Below are 25,023 nucleotides of genomic sequence, written 5' to 3'. Positions count from 1 at the left end.
CATTGAGGCAAGTCAATTATTTGCCTGTCTGTGCCGAATTCTGATACTCGCGCTCTAAACGCATTTGTTCTTGATGATGGGCGATCGCCTCCTGATGAGCTTGATCTCCTGCATTCCCCGCTTTCCGAGAATCCAACTCACTGAAGGCATCTAGGCGACCATACAAAATCACCACATCTCTAGGATGAATCACCGTCGAACCTTGGGGTGCTCCGATATAAGACCCATCAGAACGCTGAATTCCCAGCACCAGAACTCCCTCCTGATATAGATTCGTTTCCTGCAATGGTTTGTCCGCCAGCCAATCGTCGGGGTCAATTTGTAGTTCCATTACCCCATAGTCTTCCGAAAGGCGCAGCAAACTGGCATAGTCCCGCACATCTAAATGAGTCCAGCGACGGAGTGCCCATTCCACGCAATACGAAAGCAAACGGCTGATCCAACGGTTCGTTGCCAGCACCCACAGTATCGCAATTCCCAGCAGGAGCATTATCAACCGGGGCAGCCACTCTCGCGGCCCCGCCACATTAATAAACGTCAACACCAGCGAGGAAATCACCGTAATCAGCCCAGCATTGCCCAGCAGCATCAGCCACATCAAAATGCGTCGTCGCACCGGGTGAGCAACCACCAACTCGGATTCACTCGTGGTGAAACCTGAACCTGTAATGGCGGAATGGGCCTGAAATTTAGCCGCCTCACGGGATAGCCCGGTCAAAATCAGCGCCTCAGCCGCAATTCGAGTGATCAGCAGAGACAGGGTAATAGTCAGTAGAACAGATATTAGCGCGGCCAAGCAAAACACCTCCTCGTTGGGTGGGCGTTATTCATCAATGCTATTCATTCAATGTTCAGATTTAAGCTGACAAAGAAGCGAGATTAGCAGAGAGGAAGAATCCTTGTTTTCGCCCCTCTTTCTCCCATCATCAGCATAGATTACGATTAGCGTGAACACTCTTTTACGATTAGCGTGAACACTCTTTCATGGTCAGGAGTAGCGCAGCGTCAGAACTGAACCTTGGAGTGACACCCTCGCTCGCAGTGGGCACTTCAGTGTTCAAGCGTAAAAGAAAAACCTGTTCATTTTAGGAGCAGAATTTTGTCTCAGGGGCGGTTTCATCTTCAGAAACGATTGGTCAATGCGGAATTGCTGGTTGCCATTCTGCTGTTGGGCAGTACTGGCGTTGTGGCACTCTTCAATGCCCGCCAGTGGCAAATGACTCAGGAACAAGTCCAGCATACCTACAATGTATTGCTCACCCTAGAGCGGACAAAAACCAACGTGAATGGCACGGCGAAAGCACGGCGAGGCTATTGGCTGACTCAGGGCATCGAGGCTGACTCCCGCATCTTTCTGCAAGACTATCAAACCAGCGTCCAACAGACTCAGCAATCCCTGGCGCAACTTCAGCAGTTGTCCGCAGATAACCCTACCCAGCAAACTCGTCTGCAAGAAATCAACGCCCTCTGGCAGCAATATCATGTGCTCCATCAATCCCAGGTTGAGCCATCCCCAACGGGGAATCAATCTGAAGCGCGAATCTCTGCTGTGATTCAAACGCCCGATCGCCTCCAGCGACAAATCTTTGCCCGGCTCAACCAGATGGCCGCCACCGAGGAACAACTGCTGGAACAGCGCACCGCCGCCACTGCCCGACTTACACGCACATCTAATTCTATTCTGGCGATCGCCTATGGTCTGAGTCTGGTGTCCCTGGGAACCATCTATGCCCTGTTGCGACGAGAAGCTAGAAAACGACAGCAGGCTGAGTCCAACCTCCGCCAGAGCGAACACAAATTTCAGTCTGTGTTTGATGAGCTATACGAATTTGCCGGACTGTTGACACCAGATGGAACCTTGATCGAAGTCAACCAAGCCCCCCTTGCCTTTGCTCAGATCAGTCGGAGGGAGGTGTTAGGTAAACCCTTTTGGGAATTCCCCCTCTGGCAGCAGCGTCCTGAATTAACTGAAATTGCTAAAACGGCGGTCGGTCAAGCCGCAGCAGGGCACTTCTTCCGCACCGAAGTCACCTTCAAGAGCACTACTGACCAACCTCATACGTTTGATATATCGGTAAAACCCATTTATCGGTCTCAATCGAAGCAGGTGATGTGGTTAATTGCTGAAGGCCGAGATATTACGACTCAGGTGCAACTACGAGACGCGCTGCAACAGGAACGCAATCGATCGCTGCAACTCATCAACGGCAGTGTCGATGCCATTGCTGCGTTTGACGAAAACGGTATTTGTACCGTATGGAATCCAGCCATGGAAACCCTGACGGGCATTCCCCGCGATCGCGCCATTGGGCAGTGTGGGATGAATCTCTTCCGCACTCTCCTACCAGACGCGACCCTTCCGCATCTTCATCTGGGGACAACGGATACGGTGACGGCGTTCGATTTTTCCCATTCCCATCCCCAAACTGGGCAAATCCGATTGATTGAAGCCCGCTACTCACCTTTACACAACGGCAGCACGACCGTAACCGGGGGATTAATCGTCCTGCGGGATGTTACCCGGCAGCGGGAACTGGAACGGCTTAAGCAAGAATTTATCTCCATCATCAGCCATGAAATTCGCACCCCTCTATCTTCGATTCGCGGCGCTTTGGGATTGGTTGCCGAGGGCATTTTAGATGACGATCCCCAAACCGCTAAAGAAATGGTGAGCATTGCCAATAACAACATCGAGCGGTTGGTGAGACTAGTCAACGACATCCTGGCATTAAACCGTCTGGAATCAGGGCAGGTGGACTTGAAATTTCAGTGGTGTCCAGTAACTTCCCTGGTGCAGCAAGCCTTTTCCAGCGTTGAAGCCCTCGCCACTGCCCATCAGATTCGCCTGGAGGCAACTGTACCTGATAATCTTTGGGTCTGGGTTGATCCCGATTGGCTGGTACAGGTTCTGGTCAACCTAGTCAACAACGCCATCAAATTCTCTCCCTCGCAAACCGCGATTATCGTCACCGCAGAAACCCTTGCCTCTGAAGCTATGATCCGGTTTTCGGTCACTGATCAGGGACGCGGCATCCCAGCAGATAAGTTGCAAACCATCTTTGGACGCTTTCAGCAGGTTGATGCATCTGACTCCCGCCAAAAGGGCGGAACTGGACTAGGACTGGCAATTTGTCGCCGGATTGTGCAACAACATGGCGGTCATATCTGGGCAGAGAGTGAGTTGGGCAAAGGCAGTACGTTTTATTTCACGTTGCCCTGTCCGGAACAGAAGCAAGAAGAGGACATAGAAAATCAGGAAAGCTTTGTAAGTTAGAACGCTGAGTGATTTACCTATAAACGTGACTTCGACGACGTTATCGATGCAGTACTATTCAGCTTCAACTTAGCTTCAACCAACCAAATAATTGCTCTACAGTCAACACCAAATCAACTCCAGGCAGACAGGGAAGCCAGGCATCATCTGTCAATTCATTGGGTAAGCAATCTGGACGATAAACCAACACCACACGCTCATCGGGGTCAATCAGCCAACCCATCTGCCCTCCGTGGCGCAGGCTATGCAAAATATTGCGAGTCACCCTCATCTGACCCTGCTCCGGAGATAAAATCTCAATCATCCAGGCAGGTGCAAAATTGATTCCTGTACTGATAACGTCTCCATTAGAGTCTACGGGGATCTGATGTGTTGCCAAAACTACTAAATCTGGAACAATGGATCGCCCACCAAAAGTACAGCGTAGTTCAGGAAATGCTTCATAGGGAGAGTTGAGGGCATTAATGGCACCTCCCAAGCGGGACTGTAATCGACTATGTTTACCACCCGGCATTGGCTTTTGAATCGCTGTTCCTTGGCTAAATTCCCATGCAGGTGAATCTTCTATATAAGGCAGCTTCAAGAACTGCTCTAGGGTCAGAGGTTGAGGAATGACGATAGTCATAGCAGAGGATAGCACTCACCTTCCAGTAAGATAGATTGTAGCGCTTGTAATTCTGGAGTTGCTCGTGCTGTGCCACAGTGGATATGACTGAAACCAATCCTGAGCATCTAACTGGAAGCCTTTCGATCGCTGTATTGCCTCAAGAGAAGGAACAATTTCTTTGTCAGCTATCATCCTGTTTCAGTGATCACAATCCAGAAGGTATTCCAGTGCTATGGTCAAACGCCTGAACATACGATCGCAATCGCGCTGGAACAATTAGCCGAAACCTGCCGCCAGCGGGCTGAAGAACAGCAGAATCTTGATTGGGAGAACGTGGAACGTTCTGAAACAGGAGTGCCAATTGAGCAGCGATACCATGTGATGGTGCATTACGAAGACACCATTACAGCAGAATCAAAGTTTGAGGCAATGCACAATACCCTTTTGGGTAACACTGTGGTTGAAAATGCCAAAATCACCGTCATTAAGATTGCAGATGATTTGCCAGTAGCTCCGCTAATGCGCCCCTGGTTCTAACCCATCCTTACAACCCTTACACTCCTTCAGGTGCAAGCTCAGGAACCACAATAAATTAGGCAGCCTGGCGTGAAATACGCTCTGTTTTGTTGGGAATGCCGTATTTTCAAAAGATTTCACTACCTGCCAAGATAAAAACTTGGAGTGATGCCCTTTTCGTTACTCGTGTTTGATTGCTTGGGAGTACGACAGGGCTTCAGTTGTTCGTTGCAATTGCGTTCATGTTGAACGTCTGGGTGAAGCACTTCAACTCAGGCGTGTTAGAACTCAACATGACGTTATGACGTTGTAGGCAACAATCTGTACAACCCGTTGAAGGCGATCGCTCTAGTTTCAACCCCTTCGTACTCATGGGCAACACTCCACTTATCCTTAAAGGAGATTTCAGTATGCTATGCCCAATTCCAATTCCAATCGCTACATCTTACTGATTGATGATGAACCCGATCTCTGTCGGATCGTTAAAGTCACCCTGGAACGCCTCAAGGGCTGGAGCATTTTGACGGCTTATACCGGACAGGACGGCTTCACCCTTGCCCAAACCCAACCGCTCGATGCTATCTTGCTTGACTTGAGCCTACCCGATGGCAGTGGGCTAGAATGGCTGCAAACCCTGAAAACTAATCCAGCGACGCGGCCGATTCCAGTGATTCTCTTCCCCGCCACCGACCCCACCGACCTGACTGATCCAACCTCCATACAGGAGTTGGAAATAGATTACTCCGATATTGCTGGGATCATCCTCAAACCCTTCAACATTCTACATCTCGCCGATCAAATCGGCACCCAACTTCACTGGTAGACCAGGTTCGTAGTTCGTAGTAACGACTGGATGGAAGTTAAAAAAATAATCGGGTAACTGTCTTGTAGGGTAAGCATCTTGCCCGCCCAGTGAGAGGACGGGCATCATGACCGGATTAAATTCCTAGCTTCCATCAGTCGTTCCACACCATTACCAAATCCCAACAAAAAAATGCAGTACATCTCCTGAACAGTCAAGGCAATCTGACCTACCTCAGCGTTTCCTTAGAATTTTGTTCTCAAATGGGAAGCAAAACCTGCACTGATTAATTTCTATCTTCCAGGGTGCCTGTCCCATCTCTCTGAGCCTTAGCCTGTTTAGGGGGAGGTTGGCTTGTAGATATCTCTTCCCTGTCAAGAGGAGATAAATGGTTTAAGTAGGACCAAAATAGAAAGCCAAAATTGATACACTTAAACGATTGAGCCAGTAGTACAGCCTATCAGTATCAAAACTGAGGGTTAGTTGGTACAAGACCTCTCGGTGTAGGAGTGCAGTGGTGTTCTCAAATCTCGGATCGATGCGGCAACAGACCATGATTGACTCGTCGGCAACAACCATTCCAACCGCGCGACGTATCCTATTTGTGGATGATGAGTTTGATGTGCGGCGCGTTGTGCAAACCTGTCTGGAAAAAATTGCCCACTGGACAGTGATTGTGGCAGAGTCTGGGGAAGACGGGCTGCACAAAGCTAGGACAGAAAATCCCGATGCGATCGTTCTAGATGTAATGATGCCAGGAATGGATGGCTATCAGTTTCTCAATGCTCTATTGGTTCAACCAGAGACGCGATCGATTCCCGTCGTCCTACTCACGGCGAAGGCCGATTCTTTAGAAGTTAAGCAATACGAAGCCCTAGGAATCAAAGGCTTAATTGGTAAACCCTTTAACCCTTTAACCCTGCATCGAGAAATTGCAGCTTGCTTGAATTGGGTTGTTTAATACCATTAGCTGTGTATTAATCAATACTAATGAATCTATCTTCTACGGTGTTGTATCCAGTGGAGATGTTTGGACATTTGTTGCCTCAATCGCAAATAACGACAGCTTGAACAAGATCTCAATCTTTATTGTGTTTCTGTTAAGCTTGAAGATTTGTTTCAGATTCTGGTAGCAATTCTAGCAATCGTTGACGATGCAGTGTTTACTACTGATTGACAAAGATGTGTTGTGAAAAGTTAGACACATCTCTGCTGCTGAGAGAGTTACTCTATGAAAACGATCGCAATCTATCACAACAAAGGTGGGGTTGGTAAAACCACTACTGCCGTTAACCTTGCGGCTGCCTTTAGAAATAAGGGCAAAAAAGAAATAAGGGCAAAAAGGTATTACTGATCGACATTGATGCTCAGGCAAATTCTACCTTTGCTACGGGGCTGATCAAATTCCAGTTTGATGAAGATGACAATCTCAAAGACAAAAATGTTTTGCAACTTATCAGTTCTGGAGAGTTTGACTTTATTCCCGACATTGTTCGCCAATCCAATGGATTCAACAACCCGGAAATTGATGTCATTCCATCTCACATTACACTGATCGACGAACAGCAACGCTTAACTCGCTTTGCGGCCAGTCGCCTGCGCCTCAATGCAAAACTTCAACAGGTGGAGGATGACTACGATATCACCATCATCGATGCGCCACCCTCCAGGGATCTTTACGCAGAGATTGCTTTAATTGCGGCGGACTATCTCATTGGACTATCTCATTATTCCTTCAGATTTGAAGCCCTTTGCTAATCAAGGTTTAAGTAATGTAAAAAATTTCGTTGTTGAAGTCAATGAAACCCGCTCAAGTATTGGCAAGCACCCCCTGGAAGTCTTGGGAGTTCTTCCGTCTAAAGTGTTGACAAACAATCGATATTTAACACATGTCTTCCCGAGACAGCGTGAAGCAGTTGTTCAACGATATGGGCTATCTGTGCTCAATACCGTTATCTACGAGCGCATTGCCCTATCAAATTGTGTGAACAAAACTCTGACTATGGGCAGTTTGGAAATTCCAGATCCAAAATCAATCTTTGAATTTGATAGTAATTCTGACTCTGTTAAGGAGTTCAGAAATCTCTCCAATGAAGTGATGGAAAAAATTGGGGTATAACGCATGAGCGAATACTATTTAGTTGATGTAAGGAGTATTACTTCTAAGCTGCCTCGTTCAGAGTTTAAGGTGGATGAGCTAGAAACCTTAGCACAGAATATTCTAGAAGCCAATGGCTTACTCTCTCCCCTACTCCTTAAACAAACCGGAGTCGATTCCTATGAGGTGTTGGCAGGCGATCGCGAATATTATGCTGCTGTCAGAGCCAAAGAAATTAACCCGCGGGCAGCCGAAATGGTCAATGCTTTTATCATCCCTGAAGATCTAGAAGATGCTGCTATTAAGCAGTTTGCCGCTTTACATCAAACACAAACTCCTACCACGCTCAAGCCGTATACTGATGCTAGTTCGCCGACTGAGGCATCAACAACGATAGAGCAACGTATGACTAATCTAGAATCTCGTCTTGATGCAGGACTACAGGAGATAAAGCAGTCCCACCAACGTGATGTCCAGCGTTTGGAGCAACAAATTACATCGCTTCAGCAACAAATTCCGCAGAAAGTTGAGCCGCTGGAAATTTTTAATGCTGCTACCGCTGCGGAACTGTTACAAAAAATGGCGATAGCAGGTATTCGCGGTAAAACGGCTGAAAAGCTGATTAAAAACATTGAGAAAGCTCGCAAGCAATCTCCCTTTACTTCCTTTAGCGATATTGTCAGTCGTGTTGATGGTTTAGCAGATAAGCGAATGTTAACGATCCTAGATGCTTGGGGAGGGATGTATTAAGCCCCTTGGGGATGTTTCTTCCGTACAGAAGATAATTGACAGCGTAGTTAATGTGAAAACTGTAATGCTAAGACTGCATCGGATAGTTGTGGCAATTCTGTGAAACTCAGTCGAGTACTACTTCAGAATTTCTACATTTTTTCAATCTAATTTAATCAGCAGTCACATTAATCAGATTGCAACGTTTGAAGCACTCGTTGCATCCGTTCCCCGTTGTCATCGCTTTGGTCAAAGAGCCGCAGGCTGATGTTCGGTCATTGCGACCCTTGAATAAGCGATCGCCCTAATGACAGAGCTTACGCTCCCGTCTTATTTTTCAAATCGGAAAGGTCAAACGAGTTACACGAACGTTCGCTGATTCAAAATTTGCTCAAACTCACTTTGATCGATCGCGCTTCATTCTATCAAAACCAGGAGAGCAGACTATGCGAATTGCACAAATTGCTCCGTTGTGGGAGCGAGTTCCCCCTCCAGCCTACGGCGGTACAGAATTAGTTGTGAGTTTATTAACGGATGAACTGGTTCGACGCGGACATGAAGTCACGCTATTTGCAACGGCTGATTCCGTCACCCTCGCTAAGCTGGAACCTGGGGCAATTCAGCCCTTACGCTTGATGGAAGCAACGCCACAAGAAGCCCAGGTTTATGACGCCTTACAACTGAGCAAAGCTTACGAACATGCCAGTGACTTTGACATTATTCATTCCCACGTTGATTTTCAAGCCTTCCCTTATGCCAACTTGGTGAAAACACCAACCTTGCATACCACTCATGGCATTATTCCATCCTGGGTTGAGCCAATTTATATCAAGAACAAACACCAGAATTTTGTCAGTATTTCCAATTCGCAACGTCGGAATGATCTGGGCTTAAATTATATGGCTACGGTCTATAACGGCATTGATCCAAACAGCTATACATTCCATCCTCAGCCCGACGATCCGCCCTATCTGGCCTTTTTGGGACGAATGTCTCCGGAAAAAGGCCCCCATCTGGCGATCGAAATTGCGAAGCGTACGGGCTGGCATTTGAAAATGGCAGGAAAGGTTGATCGTGTCGATCGAGAGTTTTTTGAACAGCAAGTGGCACCCCTGATTGACGGTAAACAAATTGAGTTTCTGGGTGAAGCGAACCATGCTCAGAAAAGCGACATTATGGGAGGAGCCGTCGCAACCCTGTTCCCCATTACCTGGCGGGAACCCTTCGGGTTAGTGATGACCGAATCAATGGCGTGTGGCACTCCCGTTATTGCAATGGCAATGGGTTCGGCTCCTGAAGTGATTGTTCATGGCAAAACTGGCTTTCTTTGTCAAACCGTTGATGAGTGTGTAGCGGCGATCGATCGAGTGGCTGAAATTGACCGTCGAGTCTGCCGTCAGCATGTCGAGCAGCACTTCAGTGTTCAGTCAATGGTCGATGGCTATGAAGCGGTTTATCGGGATGTGCTGGCAGCGAGTTATCAGCGCAATGGTTGGCAAAAAACTCCTATGATTGCAGCCTGAGGTGATTGACAGACAGCCAACGGAGGTGACGAGTATGATGCATCCCTCTCAGCAAGCGATCGCCCTGTTGATCATTGAGCCAAATCGGGAGGAGCATTCAAACTCTGGACTTATGCAGAATGCGATCGCACCGGACGATACACAACGCATTCACCAACAAATCACTCAACTTGCGTCAGCCTTGGCAAGAGCAGGATGGCACGTTGATCAGTTTGTTGGAAGAATTGGTAATGCTGATGGTAAAAAGTTAGCGAATCATTGGATGACTGTTCAGCAGTCCCCAAATCATTGCAAAATTTATTTCAATACACCAGATGTGGCTCAATTTGTTCAGCAATTTCGTAAATTTTCTCTTCAAGAAGGAAAAAACTATCCGCTGATTCACACCTGGAATGGCTTAGCAGGTCAAGTAGGATTGCAACTGAAACAGTCAGAAAACATTCAGTGGATTCATTCTCACTGGCAATGTGACAATTTGTGGAGTCAGGATGGGCTTGAAATTGTCCAGCAAACCAGTGGTTATCCTTCAGCTTATGTGGCTTGGGAAATCTGGCGACATGCGGATGAAATCGTTGTACTCACTGCAAATGATGAATTGACTTCTCACGATTTCAAAGCTTTGCTAAAAAAAGTTTGTCAGCTATCCAACATAGAAGCGAAGCACACGTTAGGATATTCTGCCTCTGATGCAGTTATTTTATGGGTTGCCCCATCTATCCGATCTACAACTCAAGCAATTCAGCAAGTTGAACGCTGGCTTGAAGTCGCAATCCAACTGAATCAGCTTTCTACAACTCAACTCCATCGTTTCCGAAGACATCAGTGGGTTTTCATACCCGGTACTCTGAATTTGGCAGATGATTCCGCTGCAATACGTTCAGTTATTCAACAAAAGATTGCACAGTTAGATTTGTGTGATATTCACTGGTCAGTACCTTGTGCATCTGAAGATCTGAAACTTTACTATCGTGCCGCGAATGTCTGTGTGCTTGTCAACTGGAATGAACCCTTTGCAGATAAAGCACTGGAGGCGATCGCGCAGGGTTGCCCCATCGTTGCCTCCCAATGGAGTAGTGCGAGATTTGCCATCATTCCCGAAGAAACCGGACTACGAGTTCCCACGAACACTTCAACAGCTTGGGTGGGGGCGATCGCTCAGGTCTTGCAGGACGAGTCATGGGTGCAACGCTTACAACAGTATGCCTCTGGTCACTGGCATCCAACTCCAGGTTGGGCGATCGCAGCGGCTCAATTAAGTGAAGTTTACCGACGATTATTGGCACAAACTGTCAGCCAGATTCCCCTTTGGCAAAGTCAAAAGCCCCATTCAATTCTGCTACCACAACCCGCAGCCGTTACCAATTTCACCGATTTCAAACAAAAGCATGAAATGCCATATCATCCGCTGAATCGGCGGGTTGCACTGCCGCCGCTGGTCTCTGAATCTGTGTCTTGAAACTAGCAATTACATCCTCAGAAATTCCTTAGATTTCCTGATTAACCTTGACGATAAGCTTTCCCAGCTTGCGGTACAAGCACTGCGGCTTGGATTGACGCTGTAGAGGGTTGTAAGATTCACTGCTTTCTTCTCATATTCTTTACTCAAGGAGTCGCTCAATGCATCAGAAAATTTTGGTTGCAATTAATCATTCTACCGGTAGTGAGCAAGTATTTGAGGTGGCCCTGGAGCTAGCCAAGGCTACGAGTGCAAAGCTGATGCTGTTGCATGTCTTATCTTCTGATGAAACTGGTGGATTTGATCTCCTTTCAATGGGAATTCCCTATGCTTCCCTAGCGGTTAGTGAGCTTGCAAAAACCCACCGTAAACAATGGGAAGCTTACGAGAAGAAGAGTCTGGAACTTTTGCGCTCCTATGCAGAGAAGGCAGCCGCAGCGGATGTTCCAACTGAATTTACACAAAACTTTGGTGATTCGGGTCGAGTTATTTGTAAGATTGCTGAAACGTGGGAAGCTGATTTAATTGTGATAGGTCGTCGCGGCTTGACTGGTTTGGAAGAATGGTTGTCAGATAGCGTGAGCAACTATGTCGTCCACCATGCGCCCTGCTCGGTGCTCATTGTTCAGGGTAAGGTTCCACAGGGTACAACAACTGGTCGTACCAAGGAAGCAGCAGCTCAACAGCAGTAGTTAACCGATTCCGCAGCGTTTGTAGTGACGACTTTAGTCGTAACAAGCCAAAGCCCGTACTACGAGCAGTGTGAAATTCAGGAATCACTGTATAAATCCAGCCCCTTTCCTCTCCCCTCTTCCAACCCTATGAGCCAGCATCGCCCCATTTGGTCACTGACTGCTGCTGAAGTCCTCAAGGTTCTGGATACTCACCAGCAGGGGCTTTCAGAAGCCGAAGTGGTATTGCGGCTACAGCGAGATGGCTACAATGAGCTTCCCGAACCGCCTCGCCGTCCAATTATTTTGCGTTTTCTTGACCAACTGACTCACTTCATGGCGCTGCTGTTGTGGGTGGCTGGCATTCTGGCTTTTATCTCGCACACTCCGGAACTGGGTTGGGCAATTTGGGCGGTAATCTGGATTAATGCCGTCTTCAGTTTCTGGCAGGAGTTTCAAGCAGAACGAGCACTAGCCGAGCTGAAAAAGGTGTTGCCCCTTCAGGCAAAAGTTTACCGGGATGGACGATTGGTAACCTTACCCGTGCGAGAGCTGGTGGTGGGAGATGTGGTGCAGTTGGAGGAGGGCGATCGCATTTCGACAGATGCTCGGTTAGTCGAGGCAGAATCGCTCTATGTGGATGTTTCAATTTTGACCGGTGAGTCTTTGCTCATTGCCCGTCATGCCGATCCGGTCGAGATGTCTGCCAATCAACACCCAACCAGCCGATTGCGCCCGACCGAGGCGGGAAATTTAGTCTTTGCCGGGTCTACAGTGGTCTCCGGTCGCGGGTTAGGGGTGGTTTATGCCACGGGTAGTCGCACGGAATTCGGGCATGTTGCTCAGCTCACAACGCGTGTCGTGCGCGAACCCAGTACCTTAGAGTTGCAAATTTCCCGGATTGTGCGCGTGATTACCGTGCTGGCGATCGGCATGGGTATTTCTGTGTTTTTGCTCAGCTACTGGCTGATCGGCATGGAAGCGCGGGAAAGTTTTATCTTTAGCATCGGCATCATTGTGGCAAACGTCCCGGAAGGATTGCTGCCCACGGTCACTCTGGCGCTGGCAGTGGGAGTCCGGCGGATGGCGCGACAAAATGCGCTGGTGCGACGGTTGTCGTCAGTAGAAACTTTGAGCGCCACGACAGTCATTTGCACCGATAAAACGGGTACGCTGACCAAAAATGAAATGACCGTTCGCCGCTTGTGGATGGCAGGAAGAGACATTGCAGTGAAGGGTGTTGGTTATGTTCCTGATGGTACGGTGCAACTGCCCACGGATGCCTTTCCAGCACTAAACTCCTATGTCCGCTACCTGATGGCAGGCTCAGCCCTCTGTTCTAATGCCCATTTGCTGCATCCACCCGGTTCCAGCCAATGGCAGGAAATTGGCGATCCCACCGAAGCGGCTCTGTTGGTGGCTGCGATCAAAAGTGGATTGAATCTGGAGGAATTGCACCAGCGATCGCCCCGGCTGCGAGAGCTTCCCTTCGACTCGCGACGACGGATGATGACGGTGGTGGTCGATTGGCAACTATTTGAACTCTGGCAGTCGCAAACTCCCTATCTCAGCTTCACCAAGGGGGCACCCCTGGAGGTGCTGCGGCGCTGTCAAAATTACCTGGATGAGCAGGGAGTGGTTGCACTGACTGAGGCAAAACGGGCAGAAATTGCTGAGGCAAACGATCGCCTAGCGCGCGAGGGATTTCGGGTGATTGGAGTGGCGGTTCGTTCAGGAGAAACAGAACTGTTGACAGCGGCTGCCTCCGATCTGGAACAGAATCTTACCTTTTTGGGACTAGCTGCCATGATCGATCCGCCCCGTCCAAAGGTGAAAGCCGCGATCGCCCGTTGTTTAGACGCGCGGATTACCGTCACCATGGTGACAGGAGACTATGGACTGACTGCTGAAGCGATCGCACGGCAAATTGGCCTCGTAGATGGCAAAGCGACCGTCATTACCGGTGAAACCATGGGGCACCTGTCGGATGCCGAATTGCGACAACTTCTGCACCAACCCCAAAATTTAATTTTTGCCCGTGCCCTACCAGAACAGAAATTACGGTTAGTACAAGCCTATAAAGATTCAGGTCATGTGGTGGCTGTAACAGGAGATGGAGTTAATGATGCACCCGCCCTCAGAGCAGCCAATATCGGAATTGCTATGGGTTTGAATGGCACCGATGTGGCCCGGGAAGCAGCTGATATCGTTTTATTGGATGACAACTTTGCCACCATTGTGACGGCGATCGAACAGGGACGCGCCATCTATCAGAATATTCGCAAATTTATGACCTATATTCTGGCATCCAATATTCCAGAGATTGTGCCATTTCTGGCGATGGTGTTTTTGCGAATTCCCCCAGCGCTGATCGTTTTGCAAATTCTGGCGATTGATCTGGGTACTGATCTGGTTCCAGCCCTGGCTTTGGGAGCCGAAGCACCAGAAACCGGAATCATGCAGCAGCCCCCTCGCCCCAAACACAAACCCCTGCTCGATCGCAGCCTGCTGGTACGAGCTTATTTATTTCTGGGTGTGATAGAAGCGATCGCAGGAATGGCCGCCTTTTTTATCGTCTGGTGGAGTCACGGATATACCCTCGCTGATATCCAGCAAATATCATTCTCGTTGATTAGCCACACGGCTGATCCCAACGTGACGAGAATTTATCATCAAGCCACTACGGCAACCCTAGCTGCGATCGTGGCCTGTCAAATTGGCAATGTGTTTGCCTGTCGATCTGAACGTGTTTCTAGCTTACGACTCGGCTGGTTCAGCAATCCCTGGATTTGGATAGGAATTGCACTCGAAATCCTGTTTGTCTTATTGTTGGTCTATGTCTACCCGTTGAATCAGATCTTTATGCTGGCTCCCCTGGCAGGCTGGCAGTGGGCCTCGCTGATTCTCTGTCCGATTGTTTTGCTGGCAGCCGAGGAATGGCGCAAACAGATTGCAAACAGAATTGCAAACAACCAGGAGAAGTCCAGGCTAACTTAAGTGTTCATTAAGCACCAGGCTTGAAATAGTCCAGCAGGCGATCGCCCGAATCAGCCCGGATCAGAGCGACCACCACTTCAGGTAAGGCAGTCACTCCTGGATAAATAAAGTAGCGAGGCTCCCAGAGGGGATGGAATTTTTCTTTAAATTCATGCAACCCTCGAAAGTTATAAAATCGAGTTAGGTGTTCGTAGAGATAGCGCAGCGCCTTTTCCAACTTAGGAGAGTAGGGGTCTTCTCCTACACCCGCCAGAGCAGATAAGCCCAAATTAAAACGGTCATATCCTTGTTTTTTAAAGTGCTGAAATAGGGAAATAAAGAGAAACTCCATGGTGCCGTGTTCTACAGTTTCCCGTCGTCGCATTAAATCAATCGTGATTTCATTCAGTTGGTACTCTGGAATGACATTGGCAAAGGCACTAATTTGTCCGCTCGGCGTTCGCACGACTGCAACTTCACATTCCCGAATATAGGTTTCATCAAACCATCCCAATGAGAAGTGTTTTTCTGAACCCTGTCGCATTTTTAGCCATTCATCGCTCACCGATCGCAACTCGTTGAGTCGTTCATCGGTCAACGGCGGAGAATAGAAGTCAACGTGATGCCCTAATTTGGTCAAGTGATTCACTGCATTCCGCAGATTTCGTCCGGCTTTGCCTTGTAGCGTAAACCTTTGCAAATCTACAATTGCTTCTTCACCAATTTTGACAGACTTGAATCCTAAGCGGTGATACTGCTCCAGATAATCAGGATGGGTTTGATAGAAAGCGGGATGCCAATCATTGCGATGACAAAATCGCACAAATTCTGCGATCGCTGGCATCACATCTGTCTCTGGACCAATGGGATCGCCCAAAGCAACTGCCCCTCGCCCTTTCGGAACATAAGCAATTATGCTTTCTCCTGAAGGACTAAAGTAGTAAGACTTGTCGCTTAAGAGCGTTAAGTGAGCCAGGGATGAGCGTCCATAGCGTTGCACAATTGCTCTTGCTCGTTGGCGTTCTTCATCCGTAGCGGGTGCTCCCCTTAATATGACTGGTCGCCATAACATCCACAACGCATAGAACAGCGTACTCGCTCCCACCACATAGATGGATGTCGCAAAAAAGCGCCCGAATCGTGTTGTTGGTTCCAATCCAGCTTGATCCAGCGTAAAGAACATCGCCAAGGTTTGTACGATCGCTTGCCATAGATTGAAGCGCGTACTAAATTCCCGATCGAGTAGAAAAAATCCAGCCGTACCGTAGGCTAAGGTAAACAACAATGCGCCCATTAAGATACGTACACCTTGGGCGATCGACGGACGATCAGATTGGGCTGTGAATTGATGCCGCATCTGCAACAGCAAGACAAGTAGCCCTAGCGATAGCAATCCCTCCTCATAGTCCAATCCTTTGACAAGATGAGAGGACAAAGAAACACCCAATAAAAAAACTGCCAGCCACCAGGCTAAACGCTTCCGTCGCAGCAGATTCGTCGCTAAACTTAGCAGAAAAAAACCACTGAGTGCCGAAAATAGATTCCCGCCTGCACTCACCTCAAAGGGAAAAATTGCTCTTAGCCACTCCATTCGTTCAGACACACCCGGAGTGACAGCAGATAACACATTCGTTACCCCCACAGCAGCAATCCAAACGGCAATGATCCATAGTCCGATCGCGCGTTGAGGTAAGTCGGGCTTTGGGACAGCGTTGATCGCACGGGATGCAGCGTTCTCCGACATAGGCTTTTGTTGGACTAACAACTTCTAGAGATTAAATTAATAATCTAAGCAAACCATGAAGATCATATTGAAATGTTCTTCAAGATCTTCATCGGCTTTTTGATACCGTAAAAGCCAGAACAGTCTTATTTTCCCATTTGCATTAAATTAGTTCACCCTATCCAAGCCCTACTCGATGACTGCGACAACTCCCCAACCCAACATCCTGCCATCTTTAGGAGCGAAAATCCCTTCCCTGAGCGATCGCCTCACCAGCCTGCTGAATCGCTTGCAGCCCGCACCAGAAGTCCTTGTCTTTTTTTCTGCATTGATGATTGGTGGAGGTGCTGGACTAGCCATTGTGTTGTTCCGCAGCCTGATCTCTCTGTTTCATGCTCTCGCTTTTGTGGAAGTCCTTGGCTATCTGTCACAATGGGGAGCTTGGACGCTCGCCAGTATCCCCCCATTGGGTGGATTGCTAATTGGTATCTTGCGTTGGTGGTTTCCAACCTTATTAGGGCAAGACCTGACAGCATTACTGAGCAATACCAGGGTTCAACCGTTTTCTCCGTTGCGCTCCCTCGTTAAAATGCTGGCTGCTGCTATATCTTTGGGCACAGGAGCGTCCCTAGGGCCAGAAGGGCCCAGTGTAGAAATTGGCTCCAGTGTGGGTGTGTTACTGGGACAAACCTTTCAAGTCTCGCGAGAACGCTATCGTTTACTACTGGGGGCGGGTGCTGCGGCTGGATTTGCTGCCGGATTTAATGCGCCGATCGCTGGTGTTTTCTTTGCGATCGAGGTGATCTTAGGAACCCGATTTGCTACCCCAGCAGCCAGCTTAATTCTGCTGTCAGCAGTCATTTCTTCCTTAATCGCTCAAAGCTTGCTGGGAGCGCATCCCGCTTTTGATTTGCCAACTTATCAATTCATGAACTCCTGGGAATGTTTGAACTATTTTGGCTTGGGAATACTGGCAAGTTTTGTTTCAATCATCTATAGGCGATCAATTCGATTTGCCCAAGTATGTTTTCAAGGTGAATTGATGGACTCGATAGGGATAGGTAAATTACCATCTCTCATACAACCACTGATAGGTGGAATAATTGTTGGACTTCTGGCACTCAAGCTGCCGCAAATTCTTGGTATCGGCTATGGTGTACTGGAGGTCATTCTTCAAGGAGAGCAGTTTTCCCTACAATTCCTCTGTGTCTTGCTAGTCGCCAAGTTAGTTGTCACAGCGATTTGTCTAGGTAGTGGTTTGGTTGGAGGAATCTTTGCGCCTGCCATGTTTCTGAGAGCCTGCCTAGGAGGCGCGTACGGCAATTTCCTGCTAACGATCTGGCCCAATGCCGAAATCGCACCCCCTCCAGCCTATGCCTTAGTAGGGATGGCTGCTGTCTTAGCCGGAAGTGTGAAAGCACCACTGACTGCAATTCTGTTGCTGTTTGAGATGACACGCAACTACTTAATTATCTTGCCACTGATGGCAGCTGTAGGGATCAGCGTTTGGGTCGTTGACTTGATGCAGTCTGACCCCTCGAATCGAGAATTGAATTTGCCCCAGATGGGGGTGAATCTGCAAAACCAGGACGAGATGGAGCTTCTACGAAATATAGCTGTTTCTGCCCTTATGAGTCGAGACTATTTTGCTTTACCGGCATCGATGCCATTAATTCACGCAGGACAAACGATGCTGCAAAACAAATGCCACACGGCTTTAGTCGTCAATAATACAGGACAATTAGTTGGAGTAGTTACCCTTGCCGATATTCGGCGAAAAATCACCCAAATTGTTACTGAACAATCTCAATCCCTTGATGAGATATCTCGATCAACCAATCAGGATTCTTTTCAGCAAACGCTCGAAGAAATCTGCACCACAGAAGTTCTCTATACCTACGAGGATGAATCTGTTGCCACAGCACTAGAGCGCATGGGGACTAGAGGACTATATCTCTTACCAGTGGTTGATAAGGATAACCCCCGGACTGTGGTGGGAATTATCCAACGCAATCAAGTGGAACTAGCAAGTAACTTAGTGATGACACAAGCTGCACTGGCAATGATTTCTCCGCAGGAACCCACAACCGTCAAAGCGTCGAACTAAATTTGCACAACCTGCAAACTTCTCATTTTTTCCACAGTTTTTCCTGCTAAAAGTTGCAATGCTAGCGACAGCGGTCTTGAAGTCATAGAACGCCAGCCCCATAAAAAATTTTGGTTTCAATCTAAAAGATAAATCTGTTGCTGTTGCAAGACGGTGATGCATAGGAGGAACCGAACCACAACATTTCATCTTTCACAATTGTCCTGATGCCGTCAAAGATAGAATTCCTGACTATTGGGCGCAAAAACAACCTTGAATCCGACCGTTTCCTTAGAAACTGAAATTCCAGAAAATGACCCGTGTTTCCGTCTAGCAAGCGACGGGATTTTGGAGAATGAACCATTTTGGGAAATTTGGACTCGTTGACCTTGGAAGACATTTTTGGGTTAATTCCGCTATGCAGCAATCAATGCAGCAAAACTGATTTTCCTCAGATTTTCCTCAGATTTCCAGCTTAGGCTTAAGCAGTCTAGTCTGGATGAATTGCGATGGTGCTAACTGAAACGCGACAAGTCAAAGACTTTATGACGACTGACCCGGTGACTGTAAAACCGACAGATTCTGTGGGAACGGTTTTGCAACGTCTTGAGGAAAACCACATTAGTGGGCTTCCTGTAGTCGATGAAACAGGCAAGGTGGTTGGTGTTGTTTCAGAAGCAGATTTGCTATTTAGAGAGCGTCCGATTCGGTTACCGTTGTATCTCTCATTCCTGGGCGGAATTATCTATCTCGAACCGCTTGATCATTTTATCCAGCAGTTGAAGAAGAGTTTGGGAGTTCTAGTCCAGGATGTGATGACACCTAACCCAGTCACGATCGCTCCAGAGGCTCCTATCTCTCAGGCGGCTGATTTGATGCTGGAAAAGCGAGTGAATCGCTTACCTGTTGTAGATGCGGCAGGTGTATTGGTTGGAATCATTACCCGAGACGATCTGTTGCATGTATTGAAATCAGCTTGATTGCGCTAACTTTCCCACAAAAGTTTGCAGGGAGATACAGAACTATGATTAGAAAAATCTCAGGCTCCTTACAAATTTGATTATCGATCGATTACATTATTATCTTCATCTCCTATGAAGGATCAAAAAGATCAATAGGGTACATCCCACTTTTGCATTTGTATTACAAATATCCCGCTGGCAGGCAAGATGCCTGAGCTACGGAAACCGATCAATTTACGCAAATAGAATACTCCCGGAGCAATGTAGCTGAGGGTTACTGTCAATATAGTTACAACGATTAAAGTCACTACTTCGCCTGTGCAAGCACCGTTCCTCGTTCTGGATAAGAGAGCATCATCAAAATTTATGCGCTATCGTCGATTTAGCTACCGTTACACGGGTTTTTTTTCCGGCATCGCTGCTCCTTCCCAGTCTAATCTCTGGGAGGGACAACCTCAGTCCAGCTTTGCTTATCCCCAATGGCAACCCGCTGCTGATCTCTATGAAACTTCCACCGCATTGATTGTGAAAGTTGAAGTCGCAGGCATGTCAGAAGAAGATTTTGAGATTTCCCTCTACGAAAATGCCCTGGTCATTCAGGGAGTGCGACCCTGGGAAAGCTTTGAAGGGGAGGGGCTGTACCACGCTGTTAACATCCACTATGGTGCCTTTCGTCTGGAAGTACCCCTTCAACAACCGATTGAGCGCGATCGTGTTCAGGCGCGTTATGACCGAGGTTTCCTGTATGTCATCCTACCTAAAGTGGAGGTGTGATGATGACCCACACGCCCATCAGTGTTGACCAGAATTCCGAAACAGACGTTCAAAATATTCCAGAAATTCCCGATGCTCTGCCAGTTTTGCCTTTAATCAACACGGTTGTGGTTCCGATGGCCATGGTTCCCATTATGGTTGGGCAAGAGCGATCGGTCAAGCTTGTAGACGAAGTCATGCGCACCAATCGGCTCGTGGCGCTCGTGGCCCAACGTCATCCAGAAGCACGTCCGGCAGGTCCGGATGATATCTACCGCCTGGGGACAGCCGCTATTATTCACCGACTGTTGCGTTTACCAGATGGCACGCTACAACTCGTCATTCAGGGACTCGAGCGCATTCGGATCTTGGACTTTCTACAGACCGAACCCTTTCTGGTCGCACGGGTAGAACGATCTCCAGAGCAGGTGACGGCGGGCACAGAACTGGAAGCCTTACGCCGCACGCTAGGGGAATTGTTTGGTAAACTCGTGCCTCTGACTGAAGACATTCCCAATGAATTGGCTGCCGCAGGGGAGAACATCAGCGATCCTCGCCTATTTGCTTACTTAGTTACGGCGATGACTCCAATGGAAACCTCCGTGCGGCAAGAAATTCTGGAACTGGATGCGGTGGACAATAAACTCCAACGACTGATTGAGATTGTCCAACAAGAGTTAGCTGTGCGGGAATTGCAGCAGCAAATTGCCTCAGATGCCCAGGAAAAAATTTCTAAAACTCAGCGAGAATACATTCTTCGAGAACAATTAAAATCCATTCAGCGCGAACTGGGTGAAGAAGACGCAGAACAAGCAGAAATTCAAGAATTACGAAATCAACTGGAAGTAGCCCAACTCCCGGAAGAAGCCCGCAAAGAGGCATTCCGCGAATTGTCTCGCCTAGAACGGTTGCCGGCCATCTCACCCGAATATGGCATGATTCGCACCTATCTGGACTGGATGGTCAGTCTTCCCTGGAATGCTACGACTGGGGAGGCGATCAACTTGGGATATGCCCGTCAGGTGTTGGACGAAGATCATTACGATCTGGAAAAGATTAAAGACCGGATTCTGGAATATCTCGCCGTTAAAAAACTGAAGAGCGAACGCGCCACTGTCCTGGAAGAGCAATCCTCTGCTCAAGAAAGTTCTACAGAAGAGATTCCTGCCTCCCAGAAGCCTCCAGAACTCGTGCTAGAAGAGATTCGCCGCGAACCGATTTTGTGTTTTGTGGGGCCACCTGGCGTTGGTAAAACTTCGCTGGGACAGTCGATCGCCCGTGCGATGGGACGCAAGTTTGTTCGGATTAGCTTGGGTGGAGTGAGCGATGAGGCAGAGATTCGTGGTCATCGTCGTACTTACATCGGTGCCTTACCGGGACGCTTAATTCAAGCCCTGCGGCGGGCAGAAACGGCTGATCCGGTCTTTATGCTGGATGAAGTGGATAAACTAGGCAGAAGTTTTCAGGGCGATCCGGCAGCAGCCCTCCTGGAAGTCCTTGATCCAGCGCAAAATCATACCTTTGTGGACACCTATCTGGGCGTACCTTTTGATTTATCGAGGGTCTTGTTTATCTGCACTGCCAACACGGTTGAAACGATTCCTTCTCCTTTACTGGATCGGATGGAGACTTTGAGCCTCTCTGGCTATACCGAACTGGAGAAGTTACATATTGCCCGTCGCTATCTGCTGCCTAAACAATTACGGGCTAATGGACTGAAGCCAGAGGAACTGACGATTACTGATGCGGCACTCCAGCGGATTATTCGGGAATATACCCGTGAAGCAGGGGTGCGCAGTTTAGAACGAGAAATTGGTACGGTGGTGCGTAAAGTGGCCCGGCAAATTGCGGAAGGGAAAGTGGCTGCTACCGCCGTTGAAGCCGAACAAATTCCTGATTACCTGCGTCGCCCTCGATTTCTCGATGAAGTGGTGGAACGGATCGATCGCCCTGGCATTGCCACAGGTTTAGCCTGGACTCCTGCTGGCGGCGATGTCTTATTTGTGGAAGCCACGATGATGTCTGGACGCGCCGAACAGTTAGTGTTAACCGGAATGCTGGGAGACGTGATGCGAGAGTCTGCCCAAGCAGCCCTGTCCTATGTGCGTTCCAATGCAGAAAAATTGGGCATCGATCCTAAAGCGTTTGTGGGTAAAGTGGTGCATGTGCATGTTCCAGCAGGGGCTACCCCCAAAGATGGTCCTTCCGCTGGGGTGACGATGATGACGGCGATCGCCTCTGTTGCCTCTGGTCGCTTGGTTCGCAATGATGTGGCTATGACTGGGGAAATCACGCTGCGGGGCAAAGTTCTGCCCGTAGGTGGGATTCGGGAAAAAGTGTTAGCGGCCTATCGAGCAGGCATTAAGACGGTGATTCTACCCCAGCGGAATGAACCAGATCTAGAGGACGTACCTGAAGAGGTTCGTCATCAACTCCAATTTGTACCAGTGAGTGCGGCGGAGGAAGTTCTAGAAACCGCTCTGACACCGGCCAGTTCTTGACGCTGAATTCTCCCTTCCCATGACCTCTTTTATTCTGCGGGCCTTCCTTACCCTCTTTGTTGTTCTAGATCCAATTGGGTTAGTGCCCATTTTTATCACCCTAGCAGGCGGGTATCCTGCCAAAGTGCAAAAGCGCATTATTCGCCAGGCTATTTTGGTTGCATGGGGAATTTTGTTTGTTTTTGCCGTGTTTGGCAATCAGGTGTTGCGCTATCTGGGAATCAGCGTTGAAGCCTTTCAGGTCGCCGCTGGAATTTTGTTACTGAAAATCGCAGTTGATATGGTGTTCGCCCAGCAGCAGCGAGAAACGAAAGCAGAAGAATCAGAAGCTCAAACCCGGGCAGACATCAGTGTGTTTCCACTGGGGACTCCGTTAATGGCTGGACCTGGTGCGTTAGCCAGTATTCTGGTCTTGCAGCAAGAGGCAGCGATCTATTCCTTCGGTACGGCGATCGTTTTGGCTGTCATCCTGTTTGTGCTGTCGCTGCTCTATGCCTCCTTGTCGATCGCCCAACCCCTGACTCGATGGCTTGGACGAACGGGAATTAATGTAATTTCCAGAGTATTGGGAATACTGCTCGCGGCACTGGCAGTAGAGTATGTGATCGATGGAATTTTGGCTCTCATCAAAAAAACATTGCTTTAAATACACAAACAAGAGCAGTCACGGAGAGGGACGCAAAAGCGCGATAACGACCCAACTCATCAGCCCGATGCCAAACAGGAGTAAGCCTTGACTAACAGTCCCGATCAGAGGGAGAGACAAGGGATCATGCCCTGCTAGGTGTTGTAGAATTGCGCCAGCAATTAGCGAACCCATCGACAGGATGGCTAAACTCAAACGGTTCATCCCTTGTTGCTGAGTGTGTAGAAACGCTTGCTCCAGTCGCCAACCCAGGTTAATTCCCAATTCTGAGCGCTCCAGGCGATCGAGTAAAATTTCAAATCGTTGAGGAAATTGGGTGGTTAAACGAGACAAGTAGAGACTCGACTGCACAGTATCCTGCCATAGCTCAGTTCCAAATAAGCGTAGACGAATTGCCTGTTCCACAATCGGACGCGCGACTTCTACAAAGGGGAATAGGGGATCGAGTTGGCGGGCAATTCCTTCCACATTGGCGATCGTTTTCACGAATAATCCAATTGTTCCTGGCATTTGAATATTGTTTTCTCGCGGTATCCGCAGCGCTTCATTGAGTAGCTCAGCCAGGTTAATGTCTGTCAAAGGACGAGTATAAAATCTCCTAAGCAATCGGTCAAAAGCAGACTCGATCGCCCGCAAATCCAGATCTAAGCGTGTAAACCCTAACTCCCGAATGGCTTGGGTGACGATTTTGGGGCGCTCGTACACAATGCCAATGAGTAAATCGGTGAGGATGCTCTGCGTGCGGGGGTCAATCAAAGCAACCATACCACAATCGAGTAAGGCTAACCGATCTTGAGTCTCATCACCGATATATAAAAAATTACCAGGATGGGGATCGGCATGAAAAAACCGATCCAGATAGATTTGTTGCATCACCACCTGAACCGCCAAGGTTGCCAGTTGCTTTTTGCGGGATTCGGGAAGATCGACCTGATTGAGCTTGATACCTTCAATCCATTCCAACGTCAGAATCTGATCCGTTGTCCAATCCCAATACACATTGGGAACCACAACCTGTCCAGGTTTCCAGAAACGGCTATTCTTGAGATTTTGACGCAGTTGTTCTGTATTACGAGCTTCTCGATAAAAATCAAGTTCGCCCAACAGACTGTATCGAAATTCTTCAACTAAGCCAGGTAAATCGTAAGCCTGCCCTATCTTATCTCGACTAAACCAATTCGCGAGCGAGTCTAGAACCTCCAGATCCCGCTCGACAATTTCTCGAATGCCAGGACGTTGAATTTTAATGGCAACGGTTTGATGATTTTTCAGAACCGCCCGATGCACCTGTGCCAAAGAACCAGCGGCGATCGCAACGGGTTCGATCGTGAGAAATTCAGATTGAAATGAATCTCCAAAAGCATTTTGTAAAATTGGCTCTATCTCGCTCCAGGGTAAAGCTGGAACATTATTTTGCAAAGTTTCTAAGACTGCAATGTACTCTGGACTGAGTAAGTCTGGGCGAGTACTAAGCAACTGTCCCAGCTTGACAAAGGTCGGACCTAGCTCAATTAGAATTTGTCGCAGAACCTGCGGCAAAGGTAAAGCAGGTTGCTCATCAGGTCGTGCATCTTTGGTAATGCGGCTGCGAAAATAATTCCAGCCGTTGCGTAAAACAACTTCAATAATTTCGGCTTGACGTTGGCTAGCAGCGGCTGATTTAGCACCAAGTAAAAACATGAAAGAGGCATTATTAATTA

At 48.3% G+C, this 25,023-nt stretch carries 21 protein-coding genes; 17 read left to right on the top strand and 4 right to left on the bottom strand.

Features of this window, described 5'->3' with window-relative positions; translation table 11 throughout:
• Positions 1 to 16: 16 nt before the first annotated feature.
• Complete coding sequence (locus tag OXH18_RS13920) at positions 17 to 796, bottom strand: TrkA C-terminal domain-containing protein (protein ID WP_268607687.1); 780 nt, start codon at positions 794 to 796, stop codon at positions 17 to 19.
• 303 nt (positions 797 to 1,099) lie between these two features.
• On the opposite strand from OXH18_RS13920, the gene OXH18_RS13915 reads away from it, so the two are divergent.
• Complete coding sequence (locus OXH18_RS13915; RefSeq protein WP_268607685.1) at positions 1,100 to 3,274, top strand: ATP-binding protein; 2,175 nt, start codon at positions 1,100 to 1,102, stop codon at positions 3,272 to 3,274.
• A 64-nt stretch (positions 3,275 to 3,338) separates the two neighbouring features.
• Here the strand turns inward: OXH18_RS13915 and OXH18_RS13910 are convergent, their stop codons facing one another.
• Positions 3,339 to 3,899: a Uma2 family endonuclease gene (locus OXH18_RS13910; protein ID WP_268607684.1), complete on the bottom strand. Its 561-nt coding sequence runs from the start codon at positions 3,897 to 3,899 to the stop codon at positions 3,339 to 3,341.
• 183 nt (positions 3,900 to 4,082) lie between these two features.
• Between OXH18_RS13910 and OXH18_RS13905 the strand changes: the two genes are divergently transcribed.
• The 11 genes from OXH18_RS13905 (at position 4,083) to OXH18_RS13860 (ending at position 14,673) form a co-directional block, all read left to right on the top strand.
• The gene (locus OXH18_RS13905; protein WP_268607683.1) at positions 4,083 to 4,418 is read left to right on the top strand and encodes a hypothetical protein; all 336 of its coding nucleotides are present in this window, start codon (positions 4,083 to 4,085) and stop codon (positions 4,416 to 4,418) included.
• 394 nt (positions 4,419 to 4,812) lie between these two features.
• Positions 4,813 to 5,220, top strand: coding sequence for a response regulator (locus OXH18_RS13900; protein ID WP_268607682.1), 408 nt, complete (start codon positions 4,813 to 4,815; stop codon positions 5,218 to 5,220).
• Positions 5,221 to 5,752: 532 nt separating this feature from the next.
• Positions 5,753 to 6,160: a response regulator gene (locus tag OXH18_RS13895; protein ID WP_315874726.1), complete on the top strand. Its 408-nt coding sequence runs from the start codon at positions 5,753 to 5,755 to the stop codon at positions 6,158 to 6,160.
• A gap of 270 nt (positions 6,161 to 6,430) precedes the next feature.
• Complete coding sequence (locus tag OXH18_RS25205) at positions 6,431 to 6,553, top strand: AAA family ATPase (RefSeq protein WP_290428410.1); 123 nt, start codon at positions 6,431 to 6,433, stop codon at positions 6,551 to 6,553.
• A complete protein-coding gene (locus OXH18_RS13890; RefSeq protein WP_315874725.1) occupies positions 6,550 to 6,957 on the top strand; it encodes an AAA family ATPase in 408 nt (135 codons plus the stop codon). The genes OXH18_RS25205 and OXH18_RS13890 overlap by 4 nt, the downstream gene beginning before the upstream one ends.
• A complete protein-coding gene (locus OXH18_RS13885; protein WP_268607680.1) occupies positions 6,914 to 7,318 on the top strand; it encodes a ParA family protein in 405 nt (134 codons plus the stop codon). Before OXH18_RS13890 ends, OXH18_RS13885 begins: the two co-directional genes overlap by 44 nt.
• 3 nt (positions 7,319 to 7,321) lie before the next feature.
• Positions 7,322 to 8,047, top strand: a complete 726-nt coding sequence (locus tag OXH18_RS13880) for a ParB N-terminal domain-containing protein (RefSeq protein WP_268607679.1) — start codon at positions 7,322 to 7,324, stop codon at positions 8,045 to 8,047.
• 425 nt (positions 8,048 to 8,472) lie between these two features.
• Complete coding sequence (locus OXH18_RS13875) at positions 8,473 to 9,549, top strand: glycosyltransferase family 4 protein (protein ID WP_268607678.1); 1,077 nt, start codon at positions 8,473 to 8,475, stop codon at positions 9,547 to 9,549.
• A gap of 34 nt (positions 9,550 to 9,583) precedes the next feature.
• Positions 9,584 to 11,005 (top strand): glycosyltransferase, encoded by a 1,422-nt coding sequence (locus OXH18_RS13870; RefSeq protein ID WP_268607677.1) that lies wholly within the window; start codon positions 9,584 to 9,586, stop codon positions 11,003 to 11,005.
• A 161-nt stretch (positions 11,006 to 11,166) separates the two neighbouring features.
• The gene (locus OXH18_RS13865; protein WP_268607676.1) at positions 11,167 to 11,697 is read left to right on the top strand and encodes a universal stress protein; all 531 of its coding nucleotides are present in this window, start codon (positions 11,167 to 11,169) and stop codon (positions 11,695 to 11,697) included.
• Between the two features lie 129 nt (positions 11,698 to 11,826).
• Complete coding sequence (locus OXH18_RS13860; RefSeq protein ID WP_268607675.1) at positions 11,827 to 14,673, top strand: cation-translocating P-type ATPase; 2,847 nt, start codon at positions 11,827 to 11,829, stop codon at positions 14,671 to 14,673.
• A 7-nt stretch (positions 14,674 to 14,680) separates the two neighbouring features.
• Here OXH18_RS13860 and OXH18_RS13855 read toward each other — a convergent pair whose 3' ends face one another.
• On the bottom strand, positions 14,681 to 16,396 hold the full coding sequence (locus tag OXH18_RS13855; protein ID WP_268607674.1) for a phosphatidylglycerol lysyltransferase domain-containing protein: 1,716 nt from the start codon (positions 16,394 to 16,396) through the stop codon (positions 14,681 to 14,683).
• Between the two features lie 175 nt (positions 16,397 to 16,571).
• Between OXH18_RS13855 and OXH18_RS13850 the strand changes: the two genes are divergently transcribed.
• The 5 genes from OXH18_RS13850 to OXH18_RS13830 all read left to right on the top strand — a co-directional run bounded on the left by OXH18_RS13850 (position 16,572) and on the right by OXH18_RS13830 (position 23,323).
• Positions 16,572 to 18,482, top strand: coding sequence for a chloride channel protein (locus tag OXH18_RS13850; RefSeq protein ID WP_268607673.1), 1,911 nt, complete (start codon positions 16,572 to 16,574; stop codon positions 18,480 to 18,482).
• 491 nt (positions 18,483 to 18,973) lie between these two features.
• A complete protein-coding gene (locus OXH18_RS13845) occupies positions 18,974 to 19,441 on the top strand; it encodes a CBS domain-containing protein (protein WP_315874724.1) in 468 nt (155 codons plus the stop codon).
• A gap of 348 nt (positions 19,442 to 19,789) precedes the next feature.
• Positions 19,790 to 20,197 (top strand): Hsp20/alpha crystallin family protein, encoded by a 408-nt coding sequence (locus OXH18_RS13840; protein WP_268607671.1) that lies wholly within the window; start codon positions 19,790 to 19,792, stop codon positions 20,195 to 20,197.
• Positions 20,198 to 20,199: 2 nt separating this feature from the next.
• Positions 20,200 to 22,677 carry an endopeptidase La gene (gene lon, locus OXH18_RS13835; RefSeq protein WP_315874723.1) on the top strand — a complete coding sequence of 826 codons (2,478 nt, stop codon included), beginning with the start codon at positions 20,200 to 20,202 and terminating at the stop codon, positions 22,675 to 22,677.
• Between the two features lie 19 nt (positions 22,678 to 22,696).
• Entirely contained in the window at positions 22,697 to 23,323 is a 627-nt protein-coding gene (locus OXH18_RS13830; protein ID WP_268607669.1) for a MarC family protein, read from the top strand.
• 18 nt (positions 23,324 to 23,341) lie between these two features.
• On the opposite strand, the gene OXH18_RS13825 is transcribed toward OXH18_RS13830, so the two are convergent.
• Positions 23,342 to 25,003 carry an ABC1 kinase family protein gene (locus OXH18_RS13825; protein WP_268607668.1) on the bottom strand — a complete coding sequence of 554 codons (1,662 nt, stop codon included), beginning with the start codon at positions 25,001 to 25,003 and terminating at the stop codon, positions 23,342 to 23,344.
• Between the last annotated feature and the right edge of the window lie 20 nt (positions 25,004 to 25,023).

The organism is Thermocoleostomius sinensis A174 (assembly GCF_026802175.1).
GTDB lineage: Bacteria > Cyanobacteriota > Cyanobacteriia > Elainellales > Elainellaceae > Thermocoleostomius > Thermocoleostomius sinensis.
This window is presented reverse-complemented; position numbering and strand designations above follow the sequence as displayed.

Bases quoted from the DNA above. Each gene is read 5' to 3' on its own strand.
- OXH18_RS13910 (WP_268607684.1), bottom strand. From the start codon at position 3,899: ATGACTATCGTCATTCCTCAACCTCTGACCCTAGAGCAGTTCTTGAAG.
- OXH18_RS13900 (WP_268607682.1), top strand. From the start codon at position 4,813: ATGCCCAATTCCAATTCCAATCGCTACATCTTACTGATTGATGATGAA.
- OXH18_RS13895 (WP_315874726.1), top strand. From the start codon at position 5,753: ATGATTGACTCGTCGGCAACAACCATTCCAACCGCGCGACGTATCCTA.
- OXH18_RS25205 (WP_290428410.1), top strand. From the start codon at position 6,431: ATGAAAACGATCGCAATCTATCACAACAAAGGTGGGGTTGGTAAAACC.
- OXH18_RS13880 (WP_268607679.1), top strand. From the start codon at position 7,322: ATGAGCGAATACTATTTAGTTGATGTAAGGAGTATTACTTCTAAGCTG.
- OXH18_RS13875 (WP_268607678.1), top strand. From the start codon at position 8,473: ATGCGAATTGCACAAATTGCTCCGTTGTGGGAGCGAGTTCCCCCTCCA.
- OXH18_RS13870 (WP_268607677.1), top strand. From the start codon at position 9,584: ATGATGCATCCCTCTCAGCAAGCGATCGCCCTGTTGATCATTGAGCCA.
- OXH18_RS13865 (WP_268607676.1), top strand. From the start codon at position 11,167: ATGCATCAGAAAATTTTGGTTGCAATTAATCATTCTACCGGTAGTGAG.
- OXH18_RS13860 (WP_268607675.1), top strand. From the start codon at position 11,827: ATGAGCCAGCATCGCCCCATTTGGTCACTGACTGCTGCTGAAGTCCTC.
- OXH18_RS13855 (WP_268607674.1), bottom strand. From the start codon at position 16,396: ATGTCGGAGAACGCTGCATCCCGTGCGATCAACGCTGTCCCAAAGCCC.
- OXH18_RS13850 (WP_268607673.1), top strand. From the start codon at position 16,572: ATGACTGCGACAACTCCCCAACCCAACATCCTGCCATCTTTAGGAGCG.
- OXH18_RS13840 (WP_268607671.1), top strand. From the start codon at position 19,790: ATGCGCTATCGTCGATTTAGCTACCGTTACACGGGTTTTTTTTCCGGC.
- lon (WP_315874723.1), top strand. From the start codon at position 20,200: ATGACCCACACGCCCATCAGTGTTGACCAGAATTCCGAAACAGACGTT.
- OXH18_RS13830 (WP_268607669.1), top strand. From the start codon at position 22,697: ATGACCTCTTTTATTCTGCGGGCCTTCCTTACCCTCTTTGTTGTTCTA.
- OXH18_RS13825 (WP_268607668.1), bottom strand. From the start codon at position 25,003: ATGTTTTTACTTGGTGCTAAATCAGCCGCTGCTAGCCAACGTCAAGCC.